The sequence below is a fragment of the Rhodoferax sp. genome (genome assembly GCF_023701345.1).
GTDB lineage: Bacteria > Pseudomonadota > Gammaproteobacteria > Burkholderiales > Burkholderiaceae_C > Rhodoferax.
The window spans coordinates 1-10,111 of the sequence record NZ_JAMPXE010000116.1 but is presented as its reverse complement, the minus strand read 5'-3'; the positions used below and the strand labels follow the sequence as shown (position 1 = coordinate 10,111).

General features: G+C 61.4%; 10 protein-coding genes. 5 read left to right on the top strand and 5 right to left on the bottom strand.

Going from position 1 to position 10,111, the window contains the following annotated elements:
• Positions 1–343, bottom strand: a 343-nt coding sequence (locus NDI87_RS13910; protein WP_296275961.1) for a dihydroxy-acid dehydratase, incomplete at its 3' end; no start/stop codon positions are given.
• Positions 344–463: 120 nt separating this feature from the next.
• On the opposite strand from NDI87_RS13910, the gene NDI87_RS13905 reads away from it, so the two are divergent.
• From NDI87_RS13905 to NDI87_RS13885, 5 genes are read left to right on the top strand one after another with little or no spacing between them, the layout of a single operon-like run.
• The gene (locus NDI87_RS13905) at positions 464–1,207 is read left to right on the top strand and encodes a FadR/GntR family transcriptional regulator (RefSeq protein WP_296275960.1); all 744 of its coding nucleotides are present in this window, start codon (positions 464–466) and stop codon (positions 1,205–1,207) included.
• Positions 1,208–1,229: 22 nt separating this feature from the next.
• Entirely contained in the window at positions 1,230–1,778 is a 549-nt protein-coding gene (locus tag NDI87_RS13900) for a TRAP transporter small permease (protein WP_296275959.1), read from the top strand.
• Entirely contained in the window at positions 1,775–3,073 is a 1,299-nt protein-coding gene (locus tag NDI87_RS13895) for a TRAP transporter large permease subunit (RefSeq protein WP_296275958.1), read from the top strand. The genes NDI87_RS13900 and NDI87_RS13895 overlap by 4 nt, the downstream gene beginning before the upstream one ends.
• 43 nt (positions 3,074–3,116) lie before the next feature.
• A complete protein-coding gene (locus NDI87_RS13890) occupies positions 3,117–4,130 on the top strand; it encodes a TRAP transporter substrate-binding protein (RefSeq protein ID WP_296275957.1) in 1,014 nt (337 codons plus the stop codon).
• A 59-nt stretch (positions 4,131–4,189) separates the two neighbouring features.
• Positions 4,190–5,383, top strand: coding sequence for a mandelate racemase/muconate lactonizing enzyme family protein (locus tag NDI87_RS13885; RefSeq protein WP_296275956.1), 1,194 nt, complete (start codon positions 4,190–4,192; stop codon positions 5,381–5,383).
• A 61-nt stretch (positions 5,384–5,444) separates the two neighbouring features.
• On the opposite strand, the gene NDI87_RS13880 is transcribed toward NDI87_RS13885, so the two are convergent.
• From NDI87_RS13880 to NDI87_RS13865, 4 genes are read right to left on the bottom strand one after another with little or no spacing between them, the layout of a single operon-like run.
• Positions 5,445–6,509 (bottom strand): malate/lactate/ureidoglycolate dehydrogenase, encoded by a 1,065-nt coding sequence (locus tag NDI87_RS13880; RefSeq protein ID WP_296275954.1) that lies wholly within the window; start codon positions 6,507–6,509, stop codon positions 5,445–5,447.
• 5 nt (positions 6,510–6,514) lie between these two features.
• Positions 6,515–8,041 (bottom strand): altronate dehydratase family protein, encoded by a 1,527-nt coding sequence (locus tag NDI87_RS13875; RefSeq protein WP_296275953.1) that lies wholly within the window; start codon positions 8,039–8,041, stop codon positions 6,515–6,517.
• Entirely contained in the window at positions 8,042–9,439 is a 1,398-nt protein-coding gene (locus NDI87_RS13870) for a TRAP transporter large permease (protein ID WP_296275952.1), read from the bottom strand. It lies immediately after the preceding gene.
• 12 nt (positions 9,440–9,451) lie between these two features.
• Complete coding sequence (locus NDI87_RS13865; RefSeq protein WP_296275951.1) at positions 9,452–10,018, bottom strand: TRAP transporter small permease; 567 nt, start codon at positions 10,016–10,018, stop codon at positions 9,452–9,454.
• Positions 10,019–10,111: the final 93 nt, after the last annotated feature.

Here is a 10,111-nt window from a genome sequence, read left to right as displayed (position 1 = left end):
TTTCCTCCACATCCATGCTGGCCAGATTGCGGTACAGCATGGCGGTCGGGCGCATCAGGGTCTCGCCCAGCGACATGACCGGAAACTCCATCGGAAAGCCGCCTGCCTCGTACACGCCGATTTTGACCTGCTCGGCCAGCGTGCGGAAATGCGAGTTGCAGGGCGTGAGTTCGCTGAAGGTGTTGCAAATGCCAATGACCGGGCGGCCATCAAACTGGTCGTCTGGCACGCCCTTGCCCTTGACCCAGCTGCGGTAGACAAAACCATCGCGGTCCTGCCGGCCAAACCACTGCTGGCTGCGCAGTTCTTCGGGTTTCTTTTTCGGTTTGCTGGAATTGGTCATAGGGTAAATCCTTAATTTGCAAACATATTATCGTCATATGATATTAATCAAAAACTAGGGGAAACCCCGACAAAACGACCATGCTATCGCCCTATGATTAAAACTGGAAATTAAAAAAACATGATCAAAAATGTTCACGGCAATACGGTTGACCATCTCGGCGAAGCCATCGTCGCGGGGCGCTTCATTGCCGGCGCAGCAATGCCACCCGAGCCGATTCTGGGTGAGCAACTGGGCGTCAGTCGCACCGTGGTACGTGAAGCCGTGAAGTCGCTGATCGCCAAAGGCCTGGTAACGACAGGCCCCAAGGTGGGTACCCGTGTGCTGCCCGAAGCGCACTGGAACTGGTTCGACCCCGATGTCATCGCATGGCAAGCCAAGGCGGGCTTGACGCCCGAATTTCTGCGCGATCTGATGGATTTGCGCCGTGTTGTCGAGCCTGCCGCTGTTCGCCTTGCCGCCCAACGCGCCACCCCGGAGGATATTGCCGACATTGAAATCGCCTTTGAGGGCATGAAGCGGGCTGTGAAAGAAGGCGGTGACTATGTCTCTTATGACCTGCGCTTTCACCAGGGGCTGCTGCGGGCCTGCCGCAACCGCATGCTCATCCACATGAGCAAGGTGCTCGGCGCCCTGTTGCGCACCAGCTTTGAGTTGTCTACCCGTAAAAAAGGGGGGCCGGAAGGCTCCCTTGCGCTGCATCGCGCAGTGCTCGATGCCGTGATTGCCCGCAACCCCGCCAAGGCCGAAAAGGCCATCCTGGTGCTGATTGATGGCGCCCATCAGGACATTGAAGAAATTCTGGCATCGAGCAGCGGCCTGCCCCAAGTGAATACGCCAGCCACCCGGCTCAAGGCGGCGTGAGGACTTGATCGATCTGGAGCCCATGTTGCAAAAAATAATACATCCGTTTTTCAAACTGCTGGAGTTGCTGATCGTCGTGTCCATGGTCGCCATGGTCTTCATGGTGTTCGGCAACGTGGTGCTGCGCTACGGCTTCAACTCCGGCATTGATGTCTCTGACGAAATGTCGCGTTACTGCTTCATCTGGCTGACCTACATCGGCGCCATGGTCGCGATGCGCGAAAAAGGGCATCTGGGCGTGGACACGCTGGTCAAGCATCTCGGCCTGGGTGGCAAGAAGCTGTGCCTGTTCCTGAGCGAATCACTCATGCTGACATGCAACGTGCTGTTTTTTGTCGGCACCTGGAAGATGCATGAACTGCAGGTCAGCAACGTGTCCCCCGTGGTCGGCCTCTCGATGATCTGGATCTATGGCATCGGCTACGTCGTGGGCGTCGTCATGGGCATCATGAACCTCAACGTGCTGTACCGCCTGCTGAGCGGGCGCTTGCGTGAGGATGAACTCATCCAAGTGATCGAAACCGAAGGCCTGGCCGAGGTCGAACAACAACTCAAGGAAACCAAAGCATGACGGTCACCGTGTTTGTTGTCAGCCTGCTGGCCGCCATGGCCATTGGCATGCCGATCGCCTATGCCCTGCTCGTTTGTGGCCTGACGCTAATGGGCTTCCTGGCGGCCACCAGTGGCCTGGTGAGCTTTGACAGCCAGATCCTGGCGCAGCGTTTTGTCGACGGTGCTGACAACTTCCCGCTGCTGGCGGTGCCGTTTTTCTTGCTCGCCGGCGAATTCATGAACGCCGGCGGCTTGAGCCGGCGCATCGTCAACCTGGCCATGGCCTGGGTGGGCCATCTGCGCGGCGGACTGGGTTATGTCACGGTGCTGGCCGCCGTGGTCATGGCCTCGCTCTCGGGCTCGGCGGTGGCCGACACCGCCGCGCTGGCGGCCCTGCTCATCCCGATGATGCGGGCGGCGGGCTACAACATCAACCGCGCAGCCGGACTGATCTCATCGGGCGGCATCATCGCCCCGGTGATTCCGCCGTCCATCGGCATGATTATTTTCGGGGTGGCGGGCAACGTCTCCATCACCAAGCTGTTTCTGGCCGGCATTGTGCCGGGCGTGCTGATGGGCGCTGCCATTGGCCTGACCTGGTGGTGGTTGGCGAAAAAAGAAAACGTGCTGCCGGCACCCAGACTCGGGATGGCGCAACGCCTGAAAATCACCGCCGAGGGCGGTCTCGCGCTGGCCCTGCCGGTGATCATCATTGGCGGCATGAAGTTCGGCGTCTTCACGCCCACCGAGGCGGCCGTGGTGGCGGCTGTCTACAGTTTTCTGGTGGGCAAGTTTGTCTACCGCGAGCTGAAATGGTCCGCGCTGTACCAGTTGATCCTGACAGCCGGCAAAACGACGTCTGTCGTGATGTTTCTGGTGGCCGCCGCCATGGTCAGTGCCTGGCTCATCACGGTGGCCAACATTCCGACCGAAGTGGCCGGCATGCTGGCGCCCTTCATGGACAACAAGATGCTGCTGATGCTCATCATGATGGCGCTGATCGTGGTGGTCGGCACGGCCCTTGATTTCACGCCGACGGTGCTGATCCTCACGCCGGTGCTGATGCCGGTGGTGCTCAAGGCCGGCATCGACCCGGTTTACTTCGGCGTGATGTTCATCATGAACAACGCCATCGGCCTGATCACGCCCCCGGTGGGCACCGTGCTCAATGTCGTCTGCGGTGTGGCCAAGATCAGCATGGGCGACGCGTTCAAGGGTGTCATGCCCTTCCTGCTGGCCCAGTTGAGTGTGCTTTTCCTGCTCGTTCTTTTTCCCCAGATCGTCACCGTGCCACTTCAGTGGTGGATGCGGTGACAAATTTTCCCCAACCCTGTCGTTCATATAAAAGGAGACAACCATGTTGAAACGCAGAACCATTGCATCGGTCATTGCCGGTGCCGCCTTGCTGGTGGCCACCTCAAGCTTTGCCCAGTTTGCCGAACGCACCATCAAGTTCACCAACGGCGTCAACGAAGACCACCCGGTGGGCGCCGGCGTCAAGAAGATGCAGGAGGTGCTCAATGCAAGGACCGGCGGCAAGATCAAGATCAACGCCTTCTGGGGCGGTGCGGCCGGCGGCGACCTGCCCGCCACCCAGGCGCTGCGCGCCGGCACGCAGGAGATGGTTTGCACCTCCAGCTCGCCGCTGGTCGGCATCATCAAGGAACTCGGCGTGTTCGACCTGCCCTTCCTGTTTGCCAACGAGAAAGAGGCTGACGCGGTGCTCGATGGCCCGGCCGGTCAGTACTTCAACAAGAAGCTCGAAGCCGCCGGACTGGTCAACCTGGCCTACTGGGAAAACGGTTTCCGCAACCTGACCAACAGCAAGCGTGCCGTGGCCAAGGTGGAAGACTTTGACGGTGTCAAGGTGCGCGTGATGCAGAACAACATTTTCCTCGACACCTTCAAGACACTGGGCACCAACGCCGTGCCCATGGCCTTCGGCGAAGTGTTCACCGCGCTGGAGACCAAGACCATCGATGGCCAGGAGAACCCCTTCGTGACCATCGACACCTCCAAGTTTTACGAGGTGCAAAAGTACCTGAGCGTGACACGCCATGCCTACACGCCGTTCCTGGTTCTCTACAGCAAGAAGTTGTGGGACCAGCTCAATCCGCAGGAGCAGGCGGTGTTGCGCGAGGCTGCCATCGAGGGTCAGAAAGTGCAACGCGCCACCATTCGTGCCCAGAGCGACACGGCGCTGGCTGGGCTCAAGGCCAAGGGCATGGTCGTCAACGAGATCACCCCGGCCGAGCAGCGCCGCATGTTCGAGCGGGTCAAGCCGGTGTATGAGAAGCACACGGCCAGCATTGGCGCCGAAGCGATCGATGTTGTTTTCGCCGAACTGAAGAAGGTTCGCGGCGGGAAATAAGTCGCCTGGTGAGCGGCCGCAAGGGTGCGCCTTTGCGGCCTTTTTTTCTGGAGTCTGAATTGAAGATCACCCAAGTTGAAACCCTGCGGCTGGGCGAGTTTCCCAACATCATCTGGCTTCGCATCCATACCGACGAGGGCCTGGTCGGCTTGGGCGAAACCTTCATGGGGGCGCAGGCGGTCGAGGCGTACATCCACGAATGGGTCAGCCCCAAGCTGCTGGGCAAGGACCCGCTGGCGATCGAGGCGCGCAACAAGGAGATCACCGGCTACCTGGGCTGGCGCGGTTCCGGCGTCGAGACGCGCGGCAATTCGGCGGTTGACATCGCGCTGTGGGACATCTTCGGCAAGGCCGCCAACATGCCGGTCCATACCGCGCTCGGTGGCAAGAGCCGCGACGCCATCCGCATCTACAACACCTGCGCCGGCTACCAGTATGTGCGCAACACCGTCAACCAGAGCACGGCCAACTGGGGCCTGGGGCAGCATGCTGGGCCTTACGAGGACCTGGAAGGTTTCCTGCACCGGGCCGACGAGGTCGCCGAATCCCTGCTGAGCGAAGGCATCACGGGCATGAAAATCTGGCCCTTCGACCCGGCCGCCGAAAAGAGCGACGGCCAGTACATCAGCAACGCCGATCTCGATGCCGCACTTGAACCTTTCCGCAAGATTCGCGATGCGGTGGGCGACAAGATGGACATCATGGTCGAGTTCCACAGCCTGTGGCGTTTGCCCATGGCGCAGAAAATCGCGCGCGCCCTCAAACCGTTCAATACCTTCTGGCACGAAGACGCCATCCGTATGGACAGCCTCGATCTGCTGAAACAGTACGCCAAAGACTGCGAAGCGCTGATCTGCGCCAGCGAGACACTCAGCTACAAATGGGGTTTCAAGGACTATCTGCAAACCGGCGTGGCGGGTGTCGCCATGCTGGATTTGAGCTGGTGCGGCGGCCTGACCGAGGCGCGCAAGATCGCCGCCATGGCCGACGCCTGGCAGCTGCCGGTGGCGCCGCACGATTGCACCGGCCCGGTGGTGTGGGCGGCGTCCACCCATTTGTCGTTGCATGCGCCCAACGCGCTGATCCAGGAAAGTGTGCGCGCTTTCTACAGCGGCTGGTACAAGGAGTTGGTGACGGAATTGCCCATCGTGAAAAACGGCATGATCAGTCTCAACGACAAGCCCGGACTCGGTTTGGAGCTGTTGCCCGATCTGCACCAGCGCGCGGATGCCACAGTGCGTTGGTCAACATAATGATTGGGCGCCCAACAGGTCGTAGCCGGGCGAATCGCCGAGCCACGTCAATTTGTTGAATTCAGTTTGGCAAAGTCACGCCGACCTTGTGGCCGGCCGCCACCATCTCTTGCCAGGTCTGGGCATCCACCGCGATGCCATCGGCCAGGCGTTGCTTGCGGTAAGTGCATTCCGGGCCGCCGGCAATTTGCACGGCGTCAAAGCCTGGTGCGACTGGCCCGGCGGTGAGCCAGTCGATGAAAGCCTGGGCTTCCTGCTCAAAAGCGGCCTGGGCGCCCAGCCTGACTGGGTCGATCAGGATGGTCAGCATGCCGTTGACGACGGCACGCACGTCCGGGTTGCACGACTGGTGCCAGGTGCCGCCGCCGGTCAAGGCGCCGCCCAGCAGTTCGCAGGCCACCGCCAGGCCGTATCCCTTGTGTTCACCAAAGGCCAGCAGCGCACCAAACAGACCATTGCTCTGGGGCACCACCACGACACCCGGGTCGGTGCTGGGCTGGCCGTGTTCGTCAATCAGCATGCCTGGCTCGACGCGCCGGCCCTCGTTGTGCGCGACCCGCATCTTGCCCTGCGCCATGCGGCTGGTGGCGAAGTCCAGCACAAAAGGTTCGCGCCCCTTGAGCGGCACGCCAATGCAGCAGGGGTTGGTGCCGTAGCGCCCGTCGGCGCCACCAAAAGGCGCCACCACCGGGCGCGACAGGACATTGACAAAATGCAGCGACACCAGGCCCTGCGCCACCGCCATCTCGGCAAAGTGCCCGATGCGTCCCAGATGGTGCGCATTGGCCAGCGTCATGATGCAGCTGCCATGGGTTTTGGCACGGCTGATGCCGAGTGCCATCGCCTGCTCGCCGACGATCTGGCCATAACCGCGCTGCCCGTCCAGCGTCAGCAGTGAACCGGTGTCCAGGACCAGCTGAACGCTGTGGTTCGGTTTGAGACCACCTTCGAGCACCGCGTCCACATAACGCGGTAACATGCCCACGCCGTGCGAGTCGTGGCCGCTCAGGTTGGCCAGCACCAGGTTGGCCGCGACGGTTTCAGCCTCTTCGGGAGAACTGCCGCAGGCGACTAAAACAGCCGTTACCTGAGCCCGTAATTCGGCGGCCTGAAAGGTTTTACACATCAAGCTCACATCACAGCGCCGACTTGCCAGGGGACAAACTCGTTTTGTCCGTAGCCGTGCAACTCGCTCTTGGTTTTAGCCCCTGAAGCAGTGGCCAAAACAAGTTCGAAAATGCGCTGCCCCATTTCGGCCATGGTGCTGCTGCCGTCGATGATCTCGCCGCAGTTCAGGTCCATGTCGTCTTCCTGCCTGCGCCACAGCGCCGAGTTGGTCGCCAGTTTGAGCGAGGGCGCGGGCGCGCAGCCGTAGGCCGAGCCGCGACCGGTGGTAAAGCAGATCAGGTTGGCGCCGCCGGCCACCTGGCCGGTTGCGCTGACCGGGTCATAGCCGGGCGTGTCCATGTAGACAAAGCCGTGCGCGGTAACTTTTTCGGCGTATTCATACACCGCCTGCAGGTTGCTGGTGCCGCCTTTGGCGACGGCGCCCAGCGATTTTTCCAGGATCGTGGTCAGGCCGCCGGCCTTGTTGCCGGGCGACGGGTTGTTGTTCATCTCGCCGTCGTTGATCCGGGTGTAGTGCTCCCACCACTTGATGCGCTCGATCAATTTTTCACCGACTGCGCGGTTGACGGCACGGCGGGTCAGCAGGTGTTCGGCGCCGTAAATCTCCGGGGTTTCGCTCAGGATGGCCGAGCCGCCGTGCGCCACCAGCAGGTCCACCGCAGTGCCCAGTGCCGGGTTGGCACTGATGCCGGAGTAGCCGTCCGAGCCGCCGCATTGCAGGCCGATGGTAATGTGCGCGGCGCTGCAGGGCTCGCGTTTCACGCTGTTGACAGTGGGCAGCATTTCATTGATCAACGCCACGCCCTTGGCCACGGTCTTGGTCGTGCCGCCCGTGTCCTGGATGTTGAACACCTTGAATGTCTCGCCTTCGCGCAAGCCGCTGTTGGCCAGCCAGGCGTTGATCTGGTTGGCTTCGCAGCCCAGCCCCACCACCAGCACGGCGGCAAAGTTGGCGTGCGTGGCATATCCCGCCAGCGTGCGCTGCAGCAGCTGCATGCCTGTCCCCTCGGTGTCCATGCCGCAGCCGGTGCCGTGGGTCAATGCCACCACGCCGTCGACATTCGGGAACGCGGCCAGCGCCGCCGGGTTGGTGCGTCGCGAAAAGTGCTCGGCAATGGCGCGGGCCGCCGTGGCCGAGCAGTTCACGCTCGTGAGCACGCCGATGTAGTTGCGCGTGGCGACGCGGCCGTCGGCCCGCTTGAACCCCATGAACGTGGCTTCACGGCGGGCCGGTTCGGGCTTGACGTCGGCGCCAAAGGCGTAATCACGCGCGAAGTCGCCCTTGTTCGGCCCCATGTCGAGGTTGTGGGTGTGAATGTGCTCACCGGCGCCGATCGCTTTGCTGGCAAAGCCGATGACCTGGTTGTAGCGCCGCACCGGCGCGCCGGGGGCGATGGCATGCGCCGCAATTTTGTGACCGGCCGGAATCAGGCCCTTGATCGGGATGCCCTCAACCAGGCTGCCGCTGACCAGTTGGGTGCGGGCAATGAGAACATCGTCGTTGGGGTGGAGGCGGATAAAGGGTGTCATTTAATTGAAAACCATATTGGGAAGCCACAGGATCAGCTTCGGGAAGTAAGTGATGACGACCAGACTGCCCAGCAAGGGCAGCAGCCAGGGCAGGATCGCCACCGTGGTTCTTTCGACCGAGAGCTTGGCGACCCGCGCCAGCACAAACAGCACCATGCCCATGGGTGGATGGAGCAGGCCGATCATCAGGTTGAGCACCATCACCAGACCGAAGTGCACCAGATCAATGCCGAGCTTCTGACAGATCGGGATCAGGATCGGTACCAGGATGGTGATGGCGGCGGTGGGTTCCAGGAAACAGCCGACGAACAACATCAGCAGGTTGGCCAGCAGCAGGAACATGTACGGGTCTTGGGTAAAACCCAGCACCCACTCACTGATGGCGGCGGTGACACCGGTGGCGGTGAGCATCCAGCCAAAAATACTGGCCGCCGCCACAATGAACAGCACCGTGCTGGTGGTCTCCACGGTGTCCAGGCAGACCTTCACAAACGACTTGAAGTTCAGCGTGCGGTACCAGGCAAAGCCCAGCACCATGGCCCACAGGCAGGCGGCGATGGCGCCCTCGGTGGGCGTGAAAATACCGGTCGTCATGCCGCCGATCAACAGCACCGGCGTCATGATCGGCAGCGCCGCCTGGAACTTGAACCGCTTGTCGGCGATGAACAGCGCGACCAGGCCGGCAAACACCGTCAATTGCGCCGGCAGGCCACCCTTGACAATCAGCAGCCACAACACCACCGGCCAGGCGACCACCACCCCGGTTTCCAGCAGCGCCTTGATCACGCGCGGCCATTCGAACTTGACGTCGGCGCCCCAGCCATTCTTGTGGGCAAAGTAGGCCACGGTCAGCATCATCAGAAACGCCATCACCACGCCCGGCAGAATGCCGGCGAGAAAGAGCGAGCCGACGCTGACGTTGGCCATCATGCCGTAGATCACGAACGGCAAGCTCGGCGGGATGATGGGCCCGAGCGTGGCCGAGGCCGCCGTCACACCGACCGCGAATTCTTTGCTGTAGCCATGGTCCGTCATCGCCTTGATTTCGATCGTCCCGAGACCGGCCGCATCGGCAATGGCGGTGCCGCTCATGCCGGCAAAAATCACCGAACCCAGCACGTTGACATGGCCCAGCCCACCCTTCATCCAGCCCACCAGCGCCAGCGCGTAGTTGTAGATGCGGTTGGTGATGCCGGCGTTGTTCATCAGGTTGCCCGCCAGGATGAAGAAAGGCACGGCCAACAGCGGAAAACTGTCGATGCCGCTGATCATGCGGTGGATCACCACATAGGGCGGCAGCGTGCCGGTCCACCAGATATAGAGCAGCGCGGAGCCCGCCATGGCCATGGCCACCGGAATGCCGCCACTCAAGAGCAACAGGAAAATAATTTTCAACATGGGGGATTTTTCTCAAGTCTCATCGATGGTGGTTTCAGGGCGTTCGAGCACGCTGTAGCCGCGCCTCCAGTGAATGCGCGCGACCTGGATGGCACGCCAGGCCATGGCCACAAAACCGACCATGCAGACCGCATAGACCAGGTTCATCGGCAGGTTGATCATCGTCATGCGCGCGTTGCTCAGCTTGCTCATCAGCATCAGCGTGAGCACCGCGAAAGCAATCAGGAACATCACGCGCATCACGTCCACCCCGGTGGCCATGAGGCGGGCCAGCCTGGGCGACATGAACTTGTAAAAGAAATCCACCTGGATGTGGTTGTTCTTGTGCACGCCAATGCAGGCGCCGATAAAGACCACGCCGATCAGCAGGTAACGCGCAATCTCCTCGGTCCATGCCGCCGAATCGTTGAGCACATAGCGGGTGAAAAACTGGTAGAACACGGTGGCGCCGAGCAGCCAGAAGATACCCAGCGCCACCCAGGCTTCCAGCGTGGTGCCGGAAAGATCGACGGCTTCATCCTGGGCGTGGAATTGGCCGTCCTCCCCCATCACATGGGGGAGCGCATCGATGTCTTGCATGGTTCGCGCGCTTATTTGATGGCGATGATGCGGTCGTAGTCAGACTGGCGGTAGCCGTAGTCGGTCGGTTTGGCGTTTTTCAGCACCGCCTCG

Bases quoted from the DNA above. Each gene is read 5' to 3' on its own strand.
- NDI87_RS13865 (WP_296275951.1), bottom strand. From the start codon at position 10,018: ATGCAAGACATCGATGCGCTCCCCCATGTGATGGGGGAGGACGGCCAA.
- NDI87_RS13875 (WP_296275953.1), bottom strand. From the start codon at position 8,041: ATGACACCCTTTATCCGCCTCCACCCCAACGACGATGTTCTCATTGCC.
- NDI87_RS13880 (WP_296275954.1), bottom strand. From the start codon at position 6,509: ATGTGTAAAACCTTTCAGGCCGCCGAATTACGGGCTCAGGTAACGGCT.
- NDI87_RS13905 (WP_296275960.1), top strand. From the start codon at position 464: ATGATCAAAAATGTTCACGGCAATACGGTTGACCATCTCGGCGAAGCC.
- NDI87_RS13890 (WP_296275957.1), top strand. From the start codon at position 3,117: ATGTTGAAACGCAGAACCATTGCATCGGTCATTGCCGGTGCCGCCTTG.
- NDI87_RS13895 (WP_296275958.1), top strand. From the start codon at position 1,775: ATGACGGTCACCGTGTTTGTTGTCAGCCTGCTGGCCGCCATGGCCATT.
- NDI87_RS13900 (WP_296275959.1), top strand. From the start codon at position 1,230: ATGTTGCAAAAAATAATACATCCGTTTTTCAAACTGCTGGAGTTGCTG.
- NDI87_RS13870 (WP_296275952.1), bottom strand. From the start codon at position 9,439: ATGTTGAAAATTATTTTCCTGTTGCTCTTGAGTGGCGGCATTCCGGTG.